Source organism: Ciceribacter sp. L1K22, assembly GCF_017599385.1.
In the GTDB taxonomy this organism is placed as follows: domain Bacteria; phylum Pseudomonadota; class Alphaproteobacteria; order Rhizobiales; family Rhizobiaceae; genus Allorhizobium.
Genome location: NZ_JAGFPK010000001.1, coordinates 850,552 through 874,114, shown reverse-complemented (window position 1 = coordinate 874,114; position 23,563 = coordinate 850,552). Strand labels below are relative to the sequence as shown.

The 23,563-nt window shown below is 62.5% G+C and carries 23 protein-coding genes and 1 tRNA gene; 13 read left to right on the top strand and 11 right to left on the bottom strand.

What is annotated here, in order from left to right; all coding sequences use genetic code 11:
- Window positions 1–25 precede the first annotated feature (25 nt).
- The 3 genes from coxB to J5J09_RS04235 are packed head-to-tail and all read left to right on the top strand — an operon-like array spanning window position 26 to window position 3,497.
- Window positions 26–679, top strand: coding sequence for a cytochrome c oxidase subunit II (coxB, locus tag J5J09_RS04245; protein WP_208548445.1), 654 nt, complete (start codon window positions 26–28; stop codon window positions 677–679).
- A complete protein-coding gene (gene ctaD, locus J5J09_RS04240) occupies window positions 676–3,186 on the top strand; it encodes a cytochrome c oxidase subunit I (RefSeq protein WP_208548444.1) in 2,511 nt (836 codons plus the stop codon). Before coxB ends, ctaD begins: the two co-directional genes overlap by 4 nt.
- On the top strand, window positions 3,183–3,497 hold the full coding sequence (locus J5J09_RS04235; protein ID WP_208548443.1) for a hypothetical protein: 315 nt from the start codon (window positions 3,183–3,185) through the stop codon (window positions 3,495–3,497). The genes ctaD and J5J09_RS04235 overlap by 4 nt, the downstream gene beginning before the upstream one ends.
- Before the next feature lie 13 nt (window positions 3,498–3,510).
- Here the strand turns inward: J5J09_RS04235 and J5J09_RS04230 are convergent, their stop codons facing one another.
- Complete coding sequence (locus J5J09_RS04230) at window positions 3,511–3,669, bottom strand: hypothetical protein (protein WP_208548442.1); 159 nt, start codon at window positions 3,667–3,669, stop codon at window positions 3,511–3,513.
- A 182-nt stretch (window positions 3,670–3,851) separates the two neighbouring features.
- Between J5J09_RS04230 and cysQ the strand changes: the two genes are divergently transcribed.
- The 5 genes from cysQ (at window position 3,852) to aguB (ending at window position 9,855) form a co-directional block, all read left to right on the top strand.
- Window positions 3,852–4,640, top strand: coding sequence for a 3'(2'),5'-bisphosphate nucleotidase CysQ (gene cysQ / locus J5J09_RS04225; protein ID WP_208548441.1), 789 nt, complete (start codon window positions 3,852–3,854; stop codon window positions 4,638–4,640).
- A 123-nt stretch (window positions 4,641–4,763) separates the two neighbouring features.
- Entirely contained in the window at window positions 4,764–6,011 is a 1,248-nt protein-coding gene (locus J5J09_RS04220) for an FAD-binding oxidoreductase (RefSeq protein WP_208548440.1), read from the top strand.
- A gap of 298 nt (window positions 6,012–6,309) precedes the next feature.
- On the top strand, window positions 6,310–7,665 hold the full coding sequence (locus tag J5J09_RS04215) for a glutamine synthetase family protein (protein ID WP_208548439.1): 1,356 nt from the start codon (window positions 6,310–6,312) through the stop codon (window positions 7,663–7,665).
- 2 nt (window positions 7,666–7,667) lie between these two features.
- A complete protein-coding gene (locus tag J5J09_RS04210) occupies window positions 7,668–8,972 on the top strand; it encodes an FAD-binding oxidoreductase (RefSeq protein ID WP_208548438.1) in 1,305 nt (434 codons plus the stop codon).
- A 10-nt stretch (window positions 8,973–8,982) separates the two neighbouring features.
- Window positions 8,983–9,855 carry an N-carbamoylputrescine amidase gene (gene aguB, locus J5J09_RS04205; RefSeq protein ID WP_208548437.1) on the top strand — a complete coding sequence of 291 codons (873 nt, stop codon included), beginning with the start codon at window positions 8,983–8,985 and terminating at the stop codon, window positions 9,853–9,855.
- A gap of 25 nt (window positions 9,856–9,880) precedes the next feature.
- On the opposite strand, the gene J5J09_RS04200 is transcribed toward aguB, so the two are convergent.
- From J5J09_RS04200 to rirA, 3 genes are all read right to left on the bottom strand, one after another.
- Entirely contained in the window at window positions 9,881–10,378 is a 498-nt protein-coding gene (locus tag J5J09_RS04200) for a gluconokinase (protein WP_246745783.1), read from the bottom strand.
- 94 nt (window positions 10,379–10,472) lie between these two features.
- Window positions 10,473–12,071, bottom strand: a complete 1,599-nt coding sequence (locus J5J09_RS04195) for a GMC family oxidoreductase N-terminal domain-containing protein (RefSeq protein ID WP_208548435.1) — start codon at window positions 12,069–12,071, stop codon at window positions 10,473–10,475.
- A gap of 209 nt (window positions 12,072–12,280) precedes the next feature.
- Window positions 12,281–12,757, bottom strand: a complete 477-nt coding sequence (gene rirA / locus J5J09_RS04190; RefSeq protein ID WP_208548434.1) for an iron-responsive transcriptional regulator RirA — start codon at window positions 12,755–12,757, stop codon at window positions 12,281–12,283.
- Between the two features lie 197 nt (window positions 12,758–12,954).
- Between rirA and J5J09_RS04185 the strand changes: the two genes are divergently transcribed.
- Complete coding sequence (locus J5J09_RS04185; RefSeq protein WP_246745904.1) at window positions 12,955–13,983, top strand: Fe(3+) ABC transporter substrate-binding protein; 1,029 nt, start codon at window positions 12,955–12,957, stop codon at window positions 13,981–13,983.
- Window positions 13,984–14,038: 55 nt separating this feature from the next.
- On the opposite strand, the gene J5J09_RS04180 is transcribed toward J5J09_RS04185, so the two are convergent.
- The 5 genes from J5J09_RS04180 to J5J09_RS04160 all read right to left on the bottom strand — a co-directional run bounded on the left by J5J09_RS04180 (window position 14,039) and on the right by J5J09_RS04160 (window position 19,491).
- Entirely contained in the window at window positions 14,039–15,019 is a 981-nt protein-coding gene (locus J5J09_RS04180; protein WP_348646415.1) for a M48 family metallopeptidase, read from the bottom strand.
- An 82-nt stretch (window positions 15,020–15,101) separates the two neighbouring features.
- Window positions 15,102–16,175 (bottom strand): DUF898 family protein, encoded by a 1,074-nt coding sequence (locus J5J09_RS04175; RefSeq protein WP_208548431.1) that lies wholly within the window; start codon window positions 16,173–16,175, stop codon window positions 15,102–15,104.
- Window positions 16,176–16,363: 188 nt separating this feature from the next.
- Complete coding sequence (locus tag J5J09_RS04170; protein WP_208548430.1) at window positions 16,364–17,860, bottom strand: CoA-acylating methylmalonate-semialdehyde dehydrogenase; 1,497 nt, start codon at window positions 17,858–17,860, stop codon at window positions 16,364–16,366.
- A gap of 121 nt (window positions 17,861–17,981) precedes the next feature.
- Window positions 17,982–18,461 (bottom strand): VOC family protein, encoded by a 480-nt coding sequence (locus J5J09_RS04165; RefSeq protein ID WP_208548429.1) that lies wholly within the window; start codon window positions 18,459–18,461, stop codon window positions 17,982–17,984.
- 124 nt (window positions 18,462–18,585) lie between these two features.
- On the bottom strand, window positions 18,586–19,491 hold the full coding sequence (locus J5J09_RS04160) for an NAD(P)/FAD-dependent oxidoreductase (protein ID WP_208548428.1): 906 nt from the start codon (window positions 19,489–19,491) through the stop codon (window positions 18,586–18,588).
- Between the two features lie 126 nt (window positions 19,492–19,617).
- Here J5J09_RS04160 and J5J09_RS04155 point away from each other — a divergent pair, with 126 nt between their 5' ends.
- The 4 genes from J5J09_RS04155 (at window position 19,618) to J5J09_RS04140 (ending at window position 22,665) form a co-directional block, all read left to right on the top strand.
- Complete coding sequence (locus J5J09_RS04155; RefSeq protein WP_208548427.1) at window positions 19,618–20,088, top strand: Rrf2 family transcriptional regulator; 471 nt, start codon at window positions 19,618–19,620, stop codon at window positions 20,086–20,088.
- 118 nt (window positions 20,089–20,206) lie between these two features.
- Window positions 20,207–21,088: a LysR family transcriptional regulator gene (locus J5J09_RS04150; RefSeq protein WP_208548426.1), complete on the top strand. Its 882-nt coding sequence runs from the start codon at window positions 20,207–20,209 to the stop codon at window positions 21,086–21,088.
- A 44-nt stretch (window positions 21,089–21,132) separates the two neighbouring features.
- Window positions 21,133–21,657 (top strand): MgtC/SapB family protein, encoded by a 525-nt coding sequence (locus tag J5J09_RS04145; RefSeq protein ID WP_208548425.1) that lies wholly within the window; start codon window positions 21,133–21,135, stop codon window positions 21,655–21,657.
- A 36-nt stretch (window positions 21,658–21,693) separates the two neighbouring features.
- On the top strand, window positions 21,694–22,665 hold the full coding sequence (locus J5J09_RS04140) for an SDR family oxidoreductase (protein ID WP_208548424.1): 972 nt from the start codon (window positions 21,694–21,696) through the stop codon (window positions 22,663–22,665).
- Window positions 22,666–22,681: 16 nt separating this feature from the next.
- On the opposite strand, the gene J5J09_RS04135 is transcribed toward J5J09_RS04140, so the two are convergent.
- Together J5J09_RS04135 and J5J09_RS04130 are read right to left on the bottom strand one after the other, a co-directional pair.
- Window positions 22,682–22,758, bottom strand: a tRNA-His gene (locus J5J09_RS04135).
- A 134-nt stretch (window positions 22,759–22,892) separates the two neighbouring features.
- Window positions 22,893–23,339 carry a phasin gene (locus tag J5J09_RS04130; RefSeq protein ID WP_210387937.1) on the bottom strand — a complete coding sequence of 149 codons (447 nt, stop codon included), beginning with the start codon at window positions 23,337–23,339 and terminating at the stop codon, window positions 22,893–22,895.
- Window positions 23,340–23,563 lie beyond the last annotated feature (224 nt).

The following is a 23,563-nucleotide window of genomic DNA, read 5'->3' as shown; positions in this document are numbered from 1 at the left end:
GGTGGTAGCGTTCGGCCTCTTGCCCATGCTTGCGGGATGCACGGGTGACCTGTCGGCGCTCGATCCTGCCGGCCCGTTCGCTGGCGCGATCGCGCGGCTCTGGTGGCTGATGTTTGCGGGCGCCACCGTGATTTTCGTGCTCGTCCTGAGCCTCTTCCTGATCGTCATGCGCAGGCGCGGAACCGGCTCCCGCTTCTCGCCATCTTCCTGGATCTGGGCCGGTGGGTTCGTGTTGCCACTCACCGTGCTCGTCGCGCTGATCTTCCATGGCCTGATCCAGGGCGAATACCTTCTGAAGGGCGAGGACGACAGCGCCATGCTCCGGGTGGAAGCGCACGGGCAACGGTGGCAATGGGAGTTTCGATACGCGGATGCTGGCGACATCATCTCCAGCCCGGGTGTGCTGCACATTCCCGTCGACCAAGTGGTCGAGGTGACCGCCACCAGCGACGACGTGATCCACAGCTTCTGGGTGCCGCGTCTCGGCGGCAAGATCGACGCCATTCCGGGCCACGCCGCCAAGGTCCGGCTGCTGGCCGACAGGGCTGGACGTTATGGCGGCATCTGCGCGGAATATTGCGGCACGGGACACGAGGGCATGCGCTTCGAGGTACAGGCGCATGAGGCGGAAGACTTCGCGGGCATTCTCGACGCCCTCAGACAGGGAGAGGCACGTTGACACCCGTACCAGGCAGCAAGGCCATTCGCCTACACCGCGAACTCACGGCGATCTGGGGCACGCCACCCGGCTTCGGCCAATTCAAGGCGGTCAACCACACGGTCGTCGGCAAGCGGTTCATGCTGACGGCGCTGGTCTTCTTTGCCATTGGCGGAGTGCTGGCGATGCTGATCCGCACCCAGCTCGCCACCACGGACAGCGCCTTCCTCGACGCCGCCGCCTATGCGCAGGTCTTCACCATGCATGGCGTGGTGATGATGTTTCTCTTCGCCATTCCGTTCTTCGAGGGGCTGGCGATGTATCTGCTGCCGAAAATGCTGGGAAGCCGCGACCTCGCCTTCCCGCGCATGTCCGCCTATGGCTACTGGTGCTATCTGTTCGGCGGAACCTTCCTCATCATCGCGCTCATCGCCGGCATCGCGCCCGATGGCGGATGGTTCATGTACACGCCGCTATCGTCGCGCGTGTTTTCCCCCGGCGTCAATGCCGATGTCTGGCTGCTTGGGATCACCTTCGTCGAAATCTCCGCGCTGTCGGCGGCGATCGAAATCCTAGTGTCGATCCTGAAGCTTCGGGCACCGGGCATGTCGCTCACCCGCATGCCAATCTTTGCCTGGTACATGCTTGTTGTCGCCGGCATGATGCTGATCGGCTTTCCGCCGCTGATCCTCGGTTCCATTCTGCTGGAGGCCGAGCGTGCCTTCGGCCTGCCCTTCTTCGATCCGACGCGTGGCGGCGATCCGCTTCTCTGGCAGCATCTGTTCTGGCTATTCGGCCACCCGGAGGTCTACATCATCTTCCTGCCGGCGGCGGGCGCTCTCTCAACGATTATCCCGACCCTCGCCCGGCGTCCGCTGGAAGGCTACGAGATCGTCGTCGCCGCCATCCTCGCCATGGGCTTCCTCTCGTTCGGCCTCTGGGTGCACCACATGTACACAGTCGGCATCCCGCACGTGGCGCTCTCCTTCTTCTCGGCCGCCAGCGGTCTGGTGGCGATCCCGACCGGCATCCAGATCTTCGCCTGGCTCGCGACGCTGGCACATGGTCGCCCGCGATGGTCGATCCCGATGCTGCATGTCTTCGGCTTTTTCTTCGTCTTCGTGCTCGGCGGGCTCACCGGCGTGATGCTGGCCATGGTGCCGTTCGACTGGCAGGCGCATGACACCCACTTCGTCGTCGCCCACCTGCACTACGTTCTGGTCGGCGGTTTCGTCTTTCCGATGCTCGCGGCAGCCTATTACTGGATGCCGCACATCTTCGGCCGACAATCCGTGCAGCATCTTTCGCATGCCGCCTTCGCAATGATCTTCATAGGCTTCAACACGACCTTCTTCGCCATGCACCTGACGGGGCTCTTGGGCATGCCGAGGCGCATCTACACCTATCCGGCCAATGCCGGCTGGGAAACGCTGAACTTCATATCGTCCATGGGCAGTTTCGTAATGTCGATCGGCTTTGCGCTGGTCGCGCTCGATCTGCTGTTGCTCGCGCTGTTCGGAAAACCGTTCCGACGCAATCCCTGGAAAGCCAGCACACTTGAATGGGCGGCCCCGACGCCCGCAACCGCCTACGCCTTTGCCTCGCTGCCAGAGATCACCGCGCGTGCCGATCGCCTCGACCCTGACAGCCTTGGGCCGAAGCTCGCGGCGGGAGAAGGTTATCTGGGTTTCGTCCGTCGCGAGCGCATGGAGATACTCGGAGTCGATATGGTCACCGGGAAGCCGGACCAGTTGATCATCCTTCCCCCGCAGACCTGGTTGCCACTCGTCACGGCGGTCGCGACCGGCACATTTTTCGCACTCTTTCTATTGAAGCTCTACTGGATGGCGCCGCTCGCCATGCTTCTTGTCATCGGCCTCTTTCTCCTGTGGACCCGAACAACCGGTCTCCGAGAGGATGAGAACGATCTCGATATCGGTCTCGGTGTCGCGCTTCCGTCCCATGTCCAGACGGAAAAGCCACCGTCGTTCTGGGCACTGACATTTGCGCTTGCGGCGGATGCAACCCTCTACGTCTCGCTGCTGTTCGGCGCATTTTTCCTATGGCTGTCGGCCCCGAACTGGGACGGTCGTGAGATGGTGGAGCCTGAACTCTTCCTGGCCGCCACCGCGGCGGTCCTGCTCATCGGGGGCAGCCTGTTCGGCCGTGCCGCCAGTTCGGCCGGTCCGAGGGCCGCGACCCATCTTTGGCTGACAACGTTATGTCAGGCTGGCGCTTTCACGATTCTGGTGTTCATGGTGGCAGGCATCTCGGACCTCGCGAGCCAGCACGCCTCGCCCGCCAGCATCCTTGCTGTCTGGACTCATTCGGCCCTCCACACGCTTATGGGCATCGTCTACGGCCTCTACGGACTTTGGAGACTTCAAACCGGCTTCGTCTCGCCGAAACGCAGCCTCGATCTGCGACTGGGCAGGCTCTGGCATGATTTCACCGCCCTCGCGGGCCTCATCGCGCTTGCTTTTCCATTCATTCTTCAGGCGCTGCCGGCTGTGGGAGCAAGTCCGTGACGCGAAATCCGTTCATCGCCCTTCTGGCAGGCTTTGTCGTCTGGTCCGCCGCCTTCCTCTTCCTCTACGGCTTGCAGGCCACCGGATGCCATCTCGGCTGGCAAACCGTCGACCTCGGCGGGATTTCGCTGTTGAGGGTTCTGTTGCTGGTGAGCCTGCTGGCAACGGTCGGCATGCTCTTGGTGATCCGCCTTCGACTTCGACCATCCGGCGAAACCGTTCATTTCATCCGCATCGTCAACCTCGCCAATCTGGCGGCCGTCATCTCCACCTTCTGCTTTGTCGGGGTCGCCTGGCTGACGATGTGCTGATGCCGCCGCTCCTTTACGCGTCCTTGCGACCGTAGAGCTTGTCTTCCGCGTCCACCTGGTCGGCCCGCTCTTTCGTGGTCAGCCTGCGCTGGCGGATAATGGCGTAGACGAAGGCGCCCGCGAGAAGCAACGGTCCACCGGCAACGGCGAGGAGCCAGAGATAATCGATCATCATCTTTCCTTCCGGTTCGGGAAAATGTCCTTGTTTGGCAAACCCCGCCTGAGAGGGTTTGTTCCGGACTGACCCGGCGGCGAGGCGCGGCCACCTCAAAAAAGCGAGGCGACAAGGGGCGACGGTCGATGCTAAGGCTTTGAGCAATACAAACGATACGGAGGGGAGTCCGTAAACTGGTGATGGTGGAGTCGTTTCTGGAGGCAGCGCTCGAGGCGAGCCGGATCATACTTTCGGTCCGTAAAACCGGCCCCGAAGTCGAGTTGAAGGCGGATTGCAGCCCCGTCACGGAGGCCGATCGTCGTGCCGAGACGCTCATTCTCGATAGGCTGGCCGCGCACCATCCCAGCATCCCCGTCGTCGCGGAAGAAGCCGTCGCGGCAGGCTGTGTGCCGGACATTTCTGGCGGCCGCTTCATTCTCGTCGACCCGCTCGACGGTACCCGCGAATTCATTGACGGACGCGCGGACTTCACCGTCAACATCGCACTTATCGAAAACGGCGTACCAATTGCCGGCGTCGTCGTCGCGCCGGCAAAGGGCCTCGCCTATCTCGGGGAAAACGGTCACGCCGAAAAGCTGACGATCGGCGGCGACTGTTCCATCGCGACACGCGAACCGATCCGGGCACGGCCCGCAGTAGCTCCGCCCGTCGCGGTCGCCAGCCGCTCCCACGGCAATGCCGAAACCGACGCCTACCTCGTTGCGGCCGGCGTGACGGAATATTGCGCCGTCGGCTCGTCGCTGAAGTTTTGTCTTGTCGCCGAGGCGCGGGCCGACATCTATCCCCGCTTCTCGCCGACGATGGAATGGGACACCGCGGCCGGCGATGCAATACTGCGCGCTGCCGGGGGACGAACGCTAGGCCTCGATGGTGAAGCGCTCCGCTACGGCAAGCGCGATCAGGCGCCGGAGCGGGCTTTCGGCAATCCGTCGTTCATCGCCCACGGCGCTCCACCCATCCAGGAGTGAGTTCTCCCGCATTTTTGCAACGCCGCGCGTGATTTCCGTGACTTGCGGCATTTTTTCGTTTGCGCCGCATCATTGGCGATAGCATCTTGCGTAGCGTCACATTTCGCATGGAAATCTAAAATCATGTCTGCAGATACGCTCGTCCTCGGCGCCGGAATCATCGGCGTTTCCACCGCAATCCACCTCGCGCGCCGGGGTCGCTCGGTGGTTCTGGTCGACAGGCGCGGAGCCGGAGAGGAAACCTCGTTCGGCAATGCAGGCCTGATCCAGCGCGAGGGCATCGTGCCCTACGGCTTCCCGCAGGAAGTCGGCATGCTCGTGCGCTACGGCCTCAACAACCGGATCGACGCGCATTATCACGCCAGCGCCATCCCAAAGCTCGTGCCGTTCCTGTCGCGCTACTGGTGGCATTCCAACAATGTCCGGCACAAGGCGATCGCCAACGCCTATACCCCGCTGATCGAGAACTCGATCTCGGAACATGCGGACCTGATAAAGGCCGCCAAGGCCGACAACCTGATCCGCAAGGACGGCTGGATGGAGGCTTTCCGGACGAAGGCCGCCATGGACACGGAAGTCGCCGAGGCCGAACGTCTCGGCAAGGTCGCCGGCATCAGCTTCACGGTGCTTACGGCTGATGATCTCGCCCGCGTCGAGCCGCACCTGACCGGCGAATTCGTCGGCGCGCTGAAATGGAACGATCCCTGGTCAGTCACCAACCCGCATGGGCTGACCATGGCCTATCTCGCCTATTTCGAAAGCCTGGGCGGCAAGTTCGTCAACGGCGACGCCACCACCCTATCGCCAAACGGCAAGGGCTGGCAGGTCAGCACCGCCGACGGCATGGTCGAGGCGAAGGAAGTCGTGCTGGCGCTCGGCCCCTGGTCCGAGGATGTCACGCGGAAGCTCGGCTACAGCTTCATCGTCGGCGTCAAGCGCGGCTACCACATGCACTACGCGGCCTCCGGCAATGCCGTGCTCAACAACTGGACCATGGACAAGGAGCGCGGCTATTTCCTCGCGCCGATGGAAAAGGGCATCCGGCTGACAACAGGCGCCGAATTCGCCGATCGCGACGCGCCGAAATCGCCCGTGCAGCTGGAACGGGCCGAAAAGGTGGCCCGCACCATCTTCCCGCTCGGCGAGCGGCTGGACGACGAGCCCTGGATGGGCGCCCGCCCCTGCACGCCCGACATGATGCCGATCATCGGCAAGGCGCCCCGCCACGACGGCCTCTGGTTCGCATTCGGACACGCCCACCACGGCCTGACGCTAGGGCCTGTGACCGGACGTCTGATCGCCGAGGCGATGACGGGCGAAAAGCCCTTCCTCGACATGAGCGCCTGGCGGCCGGAGCGGTTCAAGGCCTAGCGAACTGCTGCAATGATACCACCGACATGGCCTCGGGCTGGCAAATGCGGACATTTCGTGTTACGACGATTTTTAGTCACATGACCAATTTTCCGTCGGAAGGCGGAATCGCCGGGCCAGACGCTGGGTCCTTTCGCAGCGTGCGTCGCGCCCGGCCGGAGAGTGTAGAGGCGAAGGCATGGTTCGTTTTCTGACCTACGACGCGGATGTCGGCGACCGTTAGCGTCGCCCTTTTCCACGTTTGCGCATGGCGTCCGCCGTGCGAGGATCAGATCGTCGAAACCACTGCCGGTGCCTCATGGACATTGAAAGCCAAGCCAAAGCCTTTTTCGAAGCCAATCCCGATATCGAAGTGCTGGAAGCCTTCGTCATCGACGTCAACGGCGTGCCGCGCGGGAAGTGGATTCCCCGGGAACGCGCGCTCGACGTGCTGACCAAGGGCATGGCGATGCCGCGCTCGGTCTACGCGCTCGACGTTTGGGGCCGCGACGTTAACGCCGCCGGTCTTGCCGAAGGAACGGGCGATCCTGACGGTATCTGCTTTCCGGTGCCCGGCACGCTGTCGCGCGTGACCTGGCTCGAACGTCCGACCGCACAGGTCCTGCTGCAGATGAAGGTGGAGGACCAGCCGTTCTACGCCGATCCGCGCCAGGTGCTCGCCAATGTGCTGGAGCGCTTCAAGGCGATGAAGCTGACGCCCGTCGTGGCGACCGAACTCGAATTCTACTTGATCGACCCGGTGCGCTCCGCGCTCGATCCGGTGCGTCCGCCGAATACGCGCGACGGTCGGTGGCACACCGGCCAGACGCAGGTTCTGTCGATCTCCGAACTCCAGGATTTCGAGGAGGTGTTCCACGGCATCTCGACCGCCGCTCGCGCCCAGAACGTACCCGCGGACACGACCCTGCGGGAAAACGGTCCCGGCCAGTACGAAATCAATCTCAACCATGTGCCGGACGCGCTCGCCGCCGCCGACTACGCGGTTCTCCTAAAGCGCATCGTCAAGGGCGTGGCCCGCGCCAAGGATCTCGACGCAACCTTCATGGCCAAGCCCTATGGCACCCAGGCCGGCAGCGGCATGCATGTGCATTTCTCGATCCTTGACGAGAATGGCAAGAACATCTTCATCGGCGAGGACGGACCGACCGAGAAGCTGATGCATGCCGTCGGCGGGCTTCTGGAGAACATGGGCGAGAGCATGGCGATTTTCGCTCCGCACCAGAACTCCTACCGTCGCCTGCGCCCCTCCGAGCACGCGCCGACTTATGCCTCATGGGGTTTCGACAACCGATCCGCCGCCGTGCGCGTCATCACCGCCTCCAAGCCCGCCACCCGCATCGAGCACCGCGTCGCCGGGGCCGATACCAATCCCTATCTGGTCGTGGCGATGATCCTGTCGGCGGCGCTTGCCGGCATGCGCGAGCGACTGGCGCCGGGCGGGGCGATCACCGGCGACGATCACGCCATCAATCACGAGCCGCTGCCCACCAACTGGGACTATGCAATCCAGCGCTTCGGCAAGTCGAGCTTTGCCTATGCGGCGCTCGGGCCGAAATTCCGCAGCCTCTATACGGCCTGCAAGCATCAGGAAATCTCCGAATTCTCGCTGCGCGTCACTGATGTCGAATACGACGCCTATATCCGGACGGTATGATCATGAGCCAGAACACGACCTCGCCCACCAATCCCGGCCACGCCAATACCTGGTACGCCTTTTCCGCAGACGACAAGCGCGTGCGCGAAACACTCCGGGGCGAGCATGACGCCGACGTCTGTATCATCGGCGCCGGCTTCACAGGGATTTCCGCGGCGCTTCAGCTCGCCGAAACCGGCTTCAAGGTGATCGTGCTCGAAGGCGATCGCATCGGTTTCGGCGCCTCGGGGCGCAATGGCGGTCAGATCGTCAACGGATACAGCCGTGACCTGGAAACGATCGCCAAACGCTACGGCCAGGACAAGGCGAATGCGCTCGGCAAAATGTCGCTGGAAGGCGGCGCAATCATCCGCGAACGGGTGGCGAAGTACGGCATCCAGTGCGATCTCGTCGACGGCGGCTTCTTCGCGGCCTTTACCGACAAGCAGATCCGCGAAATGGCGCATGTGAAGGCTCACTGGGAAAAGCACGGCCATACGGGACTCGAAATGGTCTCGAAGGCCGATGTCGGCAAATACGTGAAGGCGGACCGCTATGCCGGCGGCATGATCGACCGGCTCGGCGGCCACATACAGCCGCTCAACCTGGTGCTGGGCGAGGCTGCCGCGGTCGAAAGCCTCGGTGGCAATATCTTCGAGAACAGCCGGGTAATCGACCTGACGATGGGTGCCAACCCAATTGTGAAGACCGCCGAGGGCCAGGTCACCGCGAAATACGTGCTGGTTTGCGGTAATGCCTATCTCGGCTCGATGCTGCCGAAGATCACCGACAAGATGATGCCGGTTTCGAGCCAGGTGATGGCGACGGAGCCGCTCGACAAGGCGCTGATCGAGGAACTCTTGCCGGCGAACTATTGCGTCGAGGACGCCAACTACGTGCTCGACTATTATCGCCGCACCTCCGACAACCGCCTCCTCTATGGCGGCGGCATCGGTTATGGCGGACAGGACCCGGCCAACCTGACGGGCGTGATCCGGCCGAACATGTTGAAAACCTTTCCGCAGTTGAAGGACGCGAAGATCGACTTTGCCTGGAGCGGCAATTTCGCGCTGACGCTGACGCGCATCCCGCACATGGGCAGGCTGGCGGACAACGTCTATTTCTCGCATGGCGATTCCGGCCACGGCGTCACCACGACGCACCTGCTCGGCAAGATCCTCGGCGAAGCCGTCAACGGCCATGCCTCGCGCTTCGACGTCTGGTCGACGCTGACCGCCTATCCCTTCCCCGGCGGCAAGACCTTCCGCGTGCCGCTGACCGTGCTCGGCGCCTGGTGGTACGGCATGCGCGACAAGCTCGGGATCTAAGGAGACCACCATGCGTCACGTCACCGTCGCCGCCACCCAGATGGCCTGCACCTGGGACATTCCAGGCAATATCGCCCGGGCCGAGAGCCTGATCCGCAAGGCCGCTGCTGACGGCGCCCAAATCGTGCTGATCCAGGAGCTGTTCGAGGCGCCCTATTTCTGCCAGGACCAGATCAGCGAGTTCTTCGACATGGCAAAGCCGTTCGAGGGCAATCCGCTCGTCGCGCATTTTTCGAAAGTCGCCGCCGAACTCGGCGTGGTTCTGCCCATCAGCTATTTCGAGAAAGCAGGGTCAGCCTTCTTCAACAGCGTGGCGATCGTCGATGCCGACGGGACCGTGCTCGGCAACTACCGCAAGAGCCATATTCCGGACGGCCCCGGTTATACGGAGAAATACTATTTCTCGCCGGGCGATACAGGCTTCCGCGTCTGGAAAACGAAGCACGCAACGATTGGCGTCGGCATCTGCTGGGACCAGTGGTTTCCGGAGGCCGCGCGCGCCATGGCGCTGAAGGGCGCGGAGCTGCTGTTTTACCCGACGGCGATCGGCTCGGAGCCGCAGGACCCGACCATCGACAGCGCCGCGCATTGGCAGCGCGTGATGCAGGGTCATGCGGCCGCCAATATCGTGCCGGTGATCGCCTCCAACCGCATCGGCGTCGAACCGGGCCGCAAGGGCACCGAACTTACCTTCTACGGCTCGTCCTTCATCGCCGGCCAGACGGGCGAGAAACTCGCCGAGGCCGACCGGGTGACCGAGAGCGTGCTGACGGCAACCTTCGACCTCGACGGGATCGCGAAGCAGCGCGCCGCATGGGGCCTGTTCCGCGATCGCCGGCCGGAGCTTTACAGGCCGCTGATGTCGATGGACGGTATCTCTTAATGCCGGGACGCGACGCGGGCCGGCCTCAAAGCCCCCGCATCGCCTCGTCGACGATACCCTCGACGCTCTGGTCGATATCGACAGTCACCACGCCCGGCTCGCCGGTCGGCACTTCGAGCGTGGCGAGCTGGGAATCGAGAAGCGAAAGCGGCATGAAATGGCCGGTGCGGGCGCCCATGCGGTCCTTCAGGAGTTCGTAGGAGCCGGACAGGTAGACGAAAGCGAGGTTCCCGCCAACCGCATTGCGCAAGCGGTCGCGATAGACCTTTTTCAGGGCCGAGCACGAGACGACGATCCCCTCGCCCTTCGCGAGCTTGTCCGCCATCAGCGCGCCGATCGTCTCCAGCCAGGGCCCGCGGTCCTCGTCGGTCAGCGGGGTGCCCTTCGCCATCTTCTCCACATTCGAGGCGGGATGCAGGCTGTCGCCCTCCACGAAGGCGAGATTTAGGCGCCTGGCAAGCAGGTCCCCGACCGAGGACTTGCCGCAGCCGCTGACGCCCATGACGATGATTGCACGTTGCATGCCCTGTCTCCGCTGATCGATACGCGGCATGCCTGACCAGATGCGACCGCGCCTGTCAACGACTGATCTGGCGCGCTCCAATCACACCGCCATGTCAGGCGGCCCGCATGGCGGAGGCAATCTTTTCCGCCATCATAATGACAGTTGCATTGGTGTTGCCGCCGATCAGCGTCGGCATGATGGAGGCATCGACGACGCGAAGACCATCCACGCCGCGCACCCTCAGGTCGGGATCGACGACAGCGCCGCCGTCCACGCCCATGCGGCAGGTGCCGACGGGATGGTAGATCGTATCGGCGCGCGCACGGATCGCCGCAGCCAATGTGGCATCGGAGCCATCGGTGAGAGGATGCAGGTTACGCCGACGATAGGACGAGAAATGGCCGCTTTCCATGATCGCGCGCGTGATCTTCGCACCAGCCACCATTCCGGCCATATCCTCGGGCGCGGAGAGATAGGCAGGATCGATCAGCGGCGGCCGGAAAGGATCGGCATTTTGTAACGAGACCCTGCCGCGCGATTGAGGCCGCAGCACGCACATGTGGCAGGAATAGCCGTAACCGAGACGGAGCTTGCGGGCGTGATCCTCCACCATCGCGACCACGAAATGCAGTTGCACGTCCGGTCGGGCCAGCGCCGGATCGGTCTTCAAGAACGCCCCGGATTCGGCAAAGGTCGAGCGGAGATGCCCGATGCCCTCGCGGCGCCATTCCCTCGCCGAGCGAATGATATCAGAGAGGCCGGACAGGCCGAGCCCGATCATGTCCCGGTCGTTGGAGCGATAAATGAAGGTGTAGTCGAGATGGTCCTGGAGGTTGGCGCCGACGCCTCCGCTGTCCGCGACGACATCGATCCCGTATTGTCGCAACTCGTCGGCGGGGCCGATGCCGGAGAGCATAAGCAATTGCGGGGACTGTAGCGCACCGGCACACAGTAGAACCTCCCGCTCGGCCCGCACGACGAGCTCCTTGCCAGACTGGCGAATGGCGACACCGGTGGCGCGGCCGCGCTCGAACAGGATTCGGGTGGCATGGGCTCCCGTCATGATCGTCAGGTTCGGCTTTTCGCGGCCGTGCACATAGGCGGCCGCGGCGCTGCATCGCTCGCCCTTGCGGTCTCCATGCCAGAACTGGGTGACCTGAAAGACGCCCGCGCCCTCCTGGTCGGGGCCGTTGAAGTCGTCGTTGCGGCGTACGCCCCTGCTTTCGGCTGCGCGAAGGAAGGCTTCGTTGACCGGACGTGCCCAGTGCGGATCGCAGACCTGCAACGGTCCCCCGACGCCATGGAGGTCGCTCGGTCCGCGGCTGTTGTCCTCGGCCTTCAGGAACCACGGCAGCACATCTGCGTAGGACCAGCCCGCGCAACCTGCCGACGCCCAGTCGTCGTAGTCGCCGGGATGGCCGCGCACATAGAGCATGGCATTGATGTTGCTGGAGCCGCCGAGGCCGCGTCCGCGTGGCTGGAAACCCTTGCGCCCGCCGAGTCCTGCCTGTGGAACGGTTTCAAATGCCCAGTTGGCGGACCTGATATGGCCCGGCACGATCGCCGCCGCGCCGGATGGAACACGGGTCAGAAGGTTCCGACCGTCGCCACCTGCCTCCAGCAGGCAGACCCGGACATCAGGATCCTCGCTCAGTCGCGCCGCCAGAACCGAGCCCGCCGAACCGCCGCCGACGATGACATAGTCAAACATGCCAGGCATCCTCCCCGAGACCCGACGGGAAGATGGACGTGGTGTCTCCCGGCACCCGTCACAATCTTCCTTTTACGTAAGCGTACGGCGGAGAGTCCTGACGCTCAAGGGGTAAGCGCCGCTGGCCGACTGACTTTTTCTGTCAAACAGGCAACAAAAAACCCCGCCGCCTTCTCCGGCGACGGGGCTTTGTCAAATGGCTGCCGTTATCAGGCGGCCGGCGCTGCAACCGTGCGGCGCGGTGCGAGATCGTCGATGCCGAGCAGCATGTTGATCGACGGGCGCGCCTTCACGAGGTCGTCGATCGTGTATTGTGTGAGGACGTCGAAAAAGGCGTTCAGCGCCTTGCGCAGCGCGGCGTTCAGGCCGCAGCTGTCGATCAGGGGACAGTCGACATCACCGTCATCCTCGAAGCATTCCGCCATCGCGAAGCTGTCTTCCGTGACACGCACGACATCGAACAGGGTGATCTTGTCAGCGGCGCGACCGAGGCGCACACCGCCATTGCGGCCTCGCACAGTCTCGATCAGGCCGGCCTTGTTGAGCGGCTGCAAAATCTTGAAAAGGAACAGTTCAGACACGCCATAGGCCTTCGCGATCTCGGGAATACGGCTCAGCTGGTCCTTGTTGGCAGCGCAGTACATCAGCATGCGCACGGCATAATTTGTCTGTTTCGTCAAACGCATGCGTCACTCCTCGATGGGTTTCAACCCTTATATAACGCTCTTCGCAGTTTTGAACAATTCCAAAATACTCAAGTTAACAGTTCACGTGTCTGTGATGATTCGGGACCGCACGTTGACACTACATGCCAATTCATGAATATCCAACTCAACTATAACGATGGGTAGTGAGGGAGATGAAATCAATGACCCGGATCAACATGTTGCGCGCGGCTGCCGTTTTTTCCGCGACAACCGTTATGGGCGCCGGGGCGGCCTGGGCGGACGGCGAAGTAAACATCTACTCGTATCGCCAGCCCGAGCTGATCCAGCCTTTGCTTGATGCCTTCACCAAGGAAACCGGCATCACGACCAACGTCCTTTTCCTCGACAAGGGCCTGGTCGAACGAATCAATGCCGAGGGTGCCAACTCTCCGGCGGACGTCATCCTGACCGTCGACATCGCGCGTCTGGTCGAGGCAAAGGAAGGCGGCGTTACCCAGCCGCTGCAGAACGAAACTGTCAACAAGGATATCCCGGCGCAGTATCGCGACCCCGATGGCGACTGGTTCGGCCTGACGACCCGTGGCCGCGTCGTCTACGCCTCCAAGGATCGCGTCTCGCAGGACACGATCACCTACGAGGAACTCGCCGATCCCAAGTGGAAGGGCAAGATCTGCATTCGCGACGGCCAGCACTCCTACAACATCGGCCTGTTTGCCTCGATGGTTGCCCATCACGGTGCCGAATACACCGAAACCTGGTTGAAAGGCTTCAAGGAAAACCTTGCCCGCAAGCCCGATGGCAACGATCGCAGCCAGGCGAAGTCGATCATGGCCGGTGAATGCGACCTGGCGCTCGGCAACACTTATTATGTTGGCCTGATGCAGACCAACGAAAAGGAACCGGAACAGAAGGAGTGGGCGAACGCCATCAAGATCCTGTTCCCGAACACCGCCGACCGCGGCACCCATGTCAACATCTCCGGCATGGCGCTCGCCAAGAATGCCCCGAACAAGGACAATGCCGTCAAGCTGATGGAATTCCTGTCGTCCGGCGAGGCCCAGAAGATTTATGCTGAGCAGGTGTTCGAATATCCGGTCATGCCAGGTGCTGAACCCTCCGACATCGTCAAGGCCTTCGGCGAGATCAAGCCTGACGCACTGCCGCTCGCCGACATCGCGGCAAACCGCAAGATCGCGTCCGAGCTCGTCGACAAGGTCGGCCTCAACGAAGGCCCGTCGATGTAAGCCTCGGCACAACATCGTGAGAATCGGCGGGCGGCTTTTCCCAAGCCGCCCGTTTTCATTTGCTCTCTTCGATCAGCCTGTCGATCTGCTCGCGGCGCTCGCCGAGTCCCGGATGGGTGGAGAGGAACGAGGTCTCGTCGTCCTCAAGCTTGAACTTCTCCTCGATCAGCGCGAAAAACCTGCCTATCGCCGCCGGATCGCGGCCGGCCTTGCGCATCAGTGTGACGGAAACCTGATCCGCCTCGCTTTCGGCCGAGCGGGAATAGGACAGCGTTAGCAGCGCCGCGCCATTGGTAAGGATTTCTTCCCCCGCCGAGCCGATATCGCCGGCGACCAACATGATAAGGCCGGCCGTTCCCGCTGCCCGATAGAGCTGGCGCAGCGAATGCTCCTTGTCGACATGGCCGATCTCGTGGGCCAGAACGCCGAGGATCGCGTCGGTATCCTTATCAGCCAACTCGACCAGTTCGTCGGTCAGCACGATGGTGCCGTCCGGCAGGGCGAAGGCGTTGGGACCGATCGGTCCGCCCTTGCGGAAATTCAGCGAATAGCCATCCGGGCCGCGCTCCGCGTGACTGGCAAGCGCGCGAAACGCCGTATCGATCTCCTTCTGCCGAGCCTCGGGAAGCTCGCTTTCCTCGAACACAGCCTGGTCGAGCGATTGCAGCGTTCCGGCGGCGAGCGCCCGTGTGGCGGCCGGCGGGGTGACGAGGACCGCAACCTCCACCATGGCCGGGATGGCATAGCGGTAGATTGCGCCGGCAAGCAGCACGACAGCCACGACCACCACGATCAGGCGTGGATGAAATCGCTCCATCTCGTGGATCCAGCCGGTGCGATTGGCGCGCCGGCCGCGCAGCAGGCGATCGATCGCATCGTTGTCGTCGGTCTCGAACAGCGAGCCGTTGGCAAAGGTGATGCGACGCGGCACCCGGCCGATACGATCCGAAATCGTGACCGTGCCGAGGTCGTTGAAGGCGACCGGATCGCCCGGTCGCTGGTCCAGCCCGACCGTCAGCATGCGATCCCTGAGCACGAGAGTCGCCGCTTCGCTTTGGCTGGAGCCGGCGGGATGCCAACGTCCTTTCGCAATCAGTTGCGGGGCGTTGCTCCGATGATCAGAATCCAAAGTCGAAGCCCTCCATGTCGAGATATTCGGCCGTCGCGGCCGAACCTGTTTCCTCCATCGAGGCCAGCACCACCCCGATATCGCCATCGAAGGTGATGCCGGAATGCTCGACCATGTAGCGGCGCTCGCGCACGGCCGCCCAAGGCCGCATCAGACCGAGACTGATGATCGTGACGAACAGGTTGGAGATGACAATCCAGAGATAGCGCCGGCGGCCCATGTCGCTGAACAGGCAGTGGCGCCCGTCGAGAGCCGCGGCGTTCATCACCACGTTGCGCACGCCGACGCGGTAAACGATCGCGGCGATGGAATAGAGCAGCACGAACGGAATGACCGAACCGTAGAACAGCGCGGCAAGCTGCATCAGCTGTTCGTCCTCAACCGTTCCCGACGGGTCGGGTGTCGCGGCCATATAGATGACGATGCCGATGCCGATCGAGATCAGCAGGCCGATCAGCATCATCGCGAAGGCAGGCCACCAGGCCCTGTAGAGCTTTCCAAGGCGGGGATCGGCAGAGAAGCGCCGATCCCCGTATCGCAGATGGTTGAAGATGTAGCGATAGGTCCAGCGGCTCGCGAGCGGCGCCAGGATGCCGAGCGAAAACAGCGCGACGAGGCCGCCAAGGATGATCGACTTGAAGGCGCCCCATGTGGTGCCGGTGAAGTCGAAGCGCACATTTCGGTAGCTGGTCACGCGCGCCGAAAATCTAAGGCCCCGCGCCACCAGGAAGGGCAGGACGATCATGAAGATCACCGGCGCGAGGAGCGCCAGCGGTGGAACGAAGGTGGTGACGAGATTGATGACAATGAGGATGACGAGCACGATGACGCGACCGATGAAGATCTGCAGCCCGCGAGCGTGATAGTCGAAGGAGTGGTCGTCGACGAAGGTGCTGCCGTAGAAATAGCGGTTGCGGCGCACCTTGGCCCAGGCGGAGTAAATGCCGAATGTCACGATCGTCAGCAGGATGTTGACGATCCAGATGCCAAAATATTCCGACGCGCTGCCGCGAAATTCGCCGCGCGTCAGGGCGGACGCGCGTCCGAATGATATCTCCTGCATGAAGTGTCCCTCGTTAGGTCGTATACCGCGCGCCTATCCCCATGGCGCCGCCAACAATGATCACGAGTGATCGCCAACCTCAAGCCTTCACGCGCAAAAGCGGCGCACCGATACGGCCGATACGCCAAAAAGAAAACGCCACCCCGCCTTTCGGCAGGGTGGCGCGGACGTCAGCGAAACGTACTCGCTTACTTCATCGTCGGCATGACGAACTCGGCGCCGTCCTTGATGCCGGACGGCCAACGGCTGGTGACCGTTTTGGTGCGGGTCCAGAACTTGATCGAATCGGTGCCGTGCTGGTTCAGGTCGCCGAAGGAGGAGGACTTCCAGCCGCCGAAGGAGTGATAGGCGAGCGGAACCGGGATCGGCACGTTGATGCCGACCATGCCGATGTTGATGCGGCTTGCGAAGTCACGGGCGGCATCGCCGTCGCGGGTGTAGATCGCAACGCCGTTGCCGTATTCGTGCTTCATCGGCAGGTCGAGGGCTTCTTCATAGTTCTTGGCGCGGACCACCGAGAGAACCGGACCGAAGATTTCGGTCTTGTAGATGTCCATATCAGGCGTGACATGATCGAACAGGCAGCCGCCGACGAAATAGCCGTCCTCGTAGCCCTGAAGCTTGAAATCACGGCCATCGACCACGAGCTTGGCGCCGGCTTCGACGCCCGAGTCGATCAGCGACTTGATGCGGGCCTGGGATTCCTTGGTGACGACCGGGCCCATGTCGGCCTTGTCATCGGTATAGGGACCGATACGCAGCGATTCCACCATCGGGGTCAGCTTCTCGATCAGGCGGTTAGCGGTTTCCTCGCCCACCGGAACGGCGACAGAGATCGCCATGCAGCGCTCGCCGGCCGAGCCGTAGCCTGCGCCCATCAGCGCATTGGCTGCCTGATCGAGATCGGCGTCGGGCATGATGATCATGTGGTTCTTGGCGCCGCCGAAGCACTGGGCGCGCTTGCCGTTCGATGCTGCCGTCCCGTAGACGTAGCGGGCGATCGGCGTTGAGCCAACGAAGGAAATTGCGCCGATGTCGGGATGTGTGAGCAGGCCGTCGACCGCCGACTTGTCGCCGTTGACGACGTTCAGGATGCCTTCCGGCAGGCCGGCTTCGATCATCAGCTCGGCAAGGCGGATCGGAACCGACGGATCGCGCTCGGACGGCTTCAGGATGAAGGCGTTGCCACAGGCGATCGCCGGCGCGAACATCCACATCGGGATCATAGCCGGGAAGTTGAACGGCGTGATGCCGGCACCGATGCCGACCGGCTGGCGGATCGAATACATGTCGATGTTCGGACCGGCGCCTTCGGTGAACTCGCTCTTCGACAGATGCGGGATGCCAATGACGAATTCGCAGACTTCGAGGCCGCGGATAATGTCGCCCTTGGAGTCCTCGACGGTCTTGCCGTGCTCCTTCGACAGCATGACCGCCAGGTCGTCCATATTCTTGTTCAGAAGCTCGACGAACTTCATGAACACGCGGGCGCGGCGCTGCGGGTTCATTGCCGCCCATTTCGGCTGGGCGGCCTTGGCGTTTTCGACAGCGGCATTCAACTCGGCGTCGCTGGCCAGCGCCACCTCTGCCTGGATCTCTCCGGTTGCGGGATTGTAGACGGGCTGCTTGCGACCCGAGGTGCCGGCAACCTGCTTGCCGCCGATGAAGTGACCGATCTGACGCATGGGTGTTCCTCCAGGGAATTATAAACCTGGAGCCAGTATGCGCTTTAATTTGCACAAAGCAATGCGAGGAACCACGCATCCGTTGTGCGAAAATCGTCACAATACTGTCGACGAATAAGTCTCATCCCCTTCGCGCCGCCTCGATCGTCGCCACGTCGATCTTGCCCATCGTCATCATTGCCTCGAAGGCGCGCTGGGCTTCGCCGCCACCGGCCGCCAGTGCTTCGGTCAGCACGCGCGGCGTGATCTGCCAGGAGACGCCCCACTTGTCCTTGCACCAGCCGCAGGCGCTCGGCTGCCCACCGTTGTTGACGATGGCATCCCAGTAGCGGTCGGTTTCCTCCTGGTCGTCGGTGGCGATCTGGAAGGAAAAGGCCTCGCTTTGGGCAAATGTTGGCCCGCCGTTGAGCCCCATGCAGGGGATGCCGGCGACCGTAAAGTTGACCGTCAGTACGTCGCCGGCCTTGCCGGAGGGAAAATCGGAAGGTGCGTGAAACACCGACGTCACCTCGCTGTCCGGAAAGAGCGATGCATAGAAACGGGCCGCCTCCTCGGCGCCTTTTTCGTACCAGAGGCAGATGGTATTCTTGGCGATATGCATGGCATGTCCTCCCGTTGCATCGACACCGGTCCGGAACTCGTCACATCTGCGACCTGTTCCGCCGTGACGTCGGCACGCTAGCATCGCTCCCGCCAAAAGGTGGCAGCATCCGTATTGCGAGCTCTCAATCTCCCATCATCAGGGACCGGTGCGCCATGACGCCGGCCTTGACGCCGGCGGCGCTGGCGAAGGTGGCGTTGTGAGCGGGGCTTGCGGCATCGCCGGCGGCGAAGAGGCCGGGAATGCTCGTCGCGCCCCAGTCGTCGACCTTCACGTAAGGCCCCTGCGGCCCCACCACCATCTCCGCTCCCAGCATTTCGGCCAGCGGGGAGGCCGGTTTTACCTTCGTCTGCACGAACAAGGCCTTTAGCGGTACCTGCCGGCCATCGGCCAATTCACCGGCCTTCAAGTGTTCTCCGTCGGCCAGCAAACGCACCAGTCGCGACCGCTCGATGGCAACGCCCCTGCCCTCCATCATCCATCTCTCGTCGTCGGAGAAGGTGACGCCGGGCTCCGTAAACAGCGTGACCTCACCCCAATCCGGCAGCATCGCCGCCTGATGATGCGCGAGCGACATGGATGCGAGGATGCCGATCGCACCGCCGCCGATCTCGTAACCGTGGCAATAGGGGCAGTGGAAGACGCTTCTGCCCCAGAGCGCGGCCAGTCCCTCGACCTCTGGAAGGGTATCGGTGACGCCGACCGCCAGGATCACGCGTTTGGCGGCAACGGCCCGGCCGGAGTCGAGCCCTAGGATGAACCCGCATTCCCGTTTATCCACGGCGGACACCGTTTCCTCCAGCAGTTCGAAGGTCGGATATCGGCCAAGCTGCTCTAGCGCCCGCCGCCTGATTTCCGCTGGCGCCACGCCATCCTGGCCGAGGAATCCATGCGAGGCCTGCGCAAAGCGATTGCGCGGCCGAACCGCGTCGATGAGCAGGACGCTCCGTCGGGCGCGGACCAATTGCATCGCAGCGGACAAGCCGGCGAAGCTGCCGCCGACAATGATCACATCACGAATTTCATCCATGTCGATACTCCAGACGTTTTACGTATCTTTTTATGTTACGAATCTTCGACACCGTCAATACACGCAACATGATTTGTTTCGTGAGTGGACATGTGATAGCTGTTGCCGGAACCAATGAGGTAATCGATGCGCGGTGACAGCCGGCTTTCGCGGATGCTGCACGTTCTGATCCATCTGGAGCGCGGCGGCGGCCCTATGACTTCAGAGATGATTGGCAAGATGCTTGGCACCAATCCTGTGGTGGTCCGCCGGACCATGGCGGGGCTTCGCGATCGCGGCTATGTGCATTCGGAAAAGGGTCACGGCGGCGGCTGGACGCTCTCGCGACCTTTGAGCGAGATAACCCTCTTCGACGTCTACGAGGCACTCGACCGGCCGGAGCTTTTCTGCCTCGTCCCCTCGTCCGACCACGCCCATTGCCTCGTCGAGATCGCCGTCAACGAGGCGCTCGAGAACGCCCGTCGCGAAGCGGAGACGCTCATTCTCTCGCGCTTTTCAGCGATCCGACTTTCCGACATCGCCGACGATTTCGAACGCAAGATGACGGAGCTTGGGCTTACGCCGCACCGGGATACGGGGGAATGCCGCAAGACTTGATGAGGGAAATTTGCACAACGAGCTTCATGCCGCTACGCTTGGTGTGTGCAATTTCAACCACTGACCTCCATGCGCTTCGGACCCGTTTACCCTCACGCCATCGCTGAAAGCCCCGCCGATGAACTGGGATGACGTTCGCATCTTTCTCGCCGTCGCACGTTCCGGCCAGTTCCTCGCCGCCGCGCGGCGTCTCGGTGTGAACCATGCCACGCTGTCGCGCCGCGTCACCGCCCTTGAGGAAACGCTGGAAACCAAGCTGCTGACACGCCGGACGAACGGCTGCGAACTGACCCCGGAGGGAGAAATCTTCCTGCATGCGGCGGAGCGGATGGAGAGCGAGATGCTAGCGGCCCAGTCGAACATCGGCCGCATCGACCGCGCCGTCGCTGGGACCGTGCGCATCGGCGCGCCGGATGGTTTCGGTGTCGCTTTCCTCGCACCACGGCTCGGCCGGCTGACCGAGCGGTACCCGGACCTGAAGATCCAGCTCGTGCCCGTGCCGCGAGCCTTTTCCCTGTCGCAGCGCGAAGCCGACATCGCGATCACCATCGAGCGGCCTGAGCAGGGACGCCTCGTCTCGTCCCGGCTCACCGACTACACGCTGGCGCTTTATGCTTCGCGCGCCTACCTGGAAAAGGCCGGCACGCCGGCGACCATCGAGGATATCGCCGGCCACCGCCGTATCGGCTATGTCGAGGACCTGATCTTCTCCCCGTCGCTCAATTTTACCGGCGAGGTGATGCGCAACTGGGACGCCGCCTTCGAGATTTCCTCGGCGACCGGCCAGACCGAGGCGGTTCGATCCGGTGCAGGCATCGGTATCCTGCACAGCTACATCGCCCGGCAGTATCCGGAACTGGTCCGCGTTCTGCCCGAGATCGCAATCCAGCGCTCCTACTGGACAACCTTCCACGAGAGCGCCCGGGAGCTTGCTCGCGTGCGCGCCGTCGTCGCCTTCCTGCAGGAAGAGGTGGCGGAGAGCCGGGCGATCTTCGGCTGAGGCAAGCGGCAGGAACACTTTGCAGAGTCACGTGTTTCCACGCCATGGATGCACTCATTGCCGACTTTACCCATCCCACCTTTCTCGATCCGCTTGCCATGGCGGCCCGCATGCTGCTGGCGCTGATCTGCGGTGCGGTCGTGGGGTTCGAGCGCGAATACAAGAGCCATGCGGCCGGGCTTCGAACCCATATCCTAGTCAGCATGGCGGCCGCTGTGATCGCGCTGGTGGCGATCGAGATCACGCATCTGCCGACCTTCGGCGGCACCGAAATCCGGATCGACCCGATCCGCCTGATCGAGGCGGTGACGAGCGGCGTGGCGTTCCTTGCCGCCGGCATGATCGTCTTCAATCGTGGCCGCGTGCTCGGCCTGACCACTGGTGCCGGCATGTGGCTTGCCGGTGCGATCGGGCTCGCCTGCGGCCTCGGCTTCTGGCAGGTGGCGGCGCTCGCGACCATTGCTGCGGTGATCGTGCTGTCGCTGCTGCGACGGGTTGAATTCCGGCTGGACCTCAAGGACCGGAAAAAGCGGGAACAGGAAGGGACCGCGACACGTTCGGACGAGTGAACCACCCACGCGTCACTCACCTCAAGGAGCCGAACCATGGACCACGGATCATCCCGCGCCGACAAGACCGTCGAGGAACAGCGCGACATCCAGAAGGAAGTTGCCGAAAACGACCAGAAGCAGCAGGGCGGAAACAAGAAGGGCGCCGTGCAGGCGGGCGCGCGGGCATACCCCGAGCCGCCTTTCCCGAAGCAGCATCATCCGAAACCGGGCCACGAAGCCGACATCGATCCGGCGCCCATGTACGACGCTCCGTTCTACAGGGGCTCCGGCAAACTCGAAGGCATGGTGGCGCTCATCACCGGCGGCGATTCGGGTATCGGCCGGTCCGTCGCCATCCTCTTTGCCCGGGAAGGTGCCGATGTCACAATCGCTCATCTCGCGGAAGACGAGGACGCCGAGGAGACGCGCAAATGCATCGAGAAGGAAGGCCGCCGCTGCCTCGTGGTTCGGGGCGACGTGCGCGATCCGCTATTTTGCAAGAGGCTCGTGCAGAACACGGTCGACGAATTCGGCAAGCTCGACATCCTCGTCAACAACGCCGCCTTCCAGGTGCATACGAAGAAACTGGAAGACCTGAGCGAGGAGCATTTCGACGAAACGATCAAGACCAATCTCTACGGCTATTTCAACATGGCCAAGGCCGCACTGCCGCATCTTCGCAACGGCTCCTCGATCATCAATACGGGCTCGGTCGTCGGCCTCAAGGGCAGTCCGGAATTGCTCGACTATTCGATGACCAAGGGCGGCATCCACGCCTTCACCAAGGCGCTCGCCTCAAACCTGATCGAGCGCGGCATTCGCGTGAACGCCGTTGCGCCGGGGCCGGTCTGGACGCCGCTCAACCCCTCGGATCGCGAGGCGGATGATGTGTCGACATTCGGAAGCCAGGTGCCAATGAAGCGACCGGCGCAACCGGAGGAACTGGCACCAGCCTATGTCTTCCTCGCCTCGCCGCAAATGGCAAGCTACATCACCGGCGAAGTACTGCCGGTTGTCGGAGGATAAGCCTGCAAAGGGAAAATGGTACGGTTGGTGGGAATCGAACCTACGACCTCAGGTGCCACAAACCTGCGCTCTAACCAACTGAGCTACAACCGCACAAGCAGCGCCATGCGCCGCGTTGGGGTCAAATACGGGCAGACGGGATTTTTTTCAAGTCCTTTCTGCTGACCCACAAAAAAGGGTCGGAACGTGACGTTCCGACCCAGTCTTCCTTGGGAGGAAAGGATTGCTTAGGCGGCCTTGAAGGTCGACATCGCCTTTTCGGCGGCGTCCTTGCCCGGCTTTACGACGGTCTCAGCGACCTTCTTGACGGTGTCCTGCATGGCCTTGGCCTGCTCGACGGTCATTTCGGCCTGCTTGCGGATGAAGGCGGTCTGCAGTTCGACGAGTTCGGCGACCGACTTGACGCCGAGGAGTGCTTCCATGTGGGAAAGCGACATGTCGGCATTGGTGCGAAGGGCGTCGATGGCCTTGAGGCCGAGCTCGACCGTGCCGGCCTGGGCGGTTTCCATCGTGGTCTCGATGGTCTTGGTCGCGTCTTCGGCCGCGGCCTTCATCTTGGCGTAGGCTTCCTTGGACTGGGAAGCGCCCTTCTCGGCGAATTCACGGAAACCTTCCGACAGCTTGGAGGGGTCGAAGGCAGCGAAAGAAAAGACGTCGGCGGTTTTTGCAGCCATGATATGCTCCTGTTTGGTTCGGGCCTTGCAGCCCCTGAGTGCATTAGATGAACTCTATATAGAGCATTTTATTGTGCATTGCAATATCGTTGTGCGGTGCACAATAATTAAAATTTTAGGGTTAACCCTGATTGGCGAAACCGTCGCCCAACGCTGGACCCGAAACCGGTGCGCAGATATTAAAATTCTGTTAATTTGCCGGTCCATGAAGGTGCCAGGCGCTA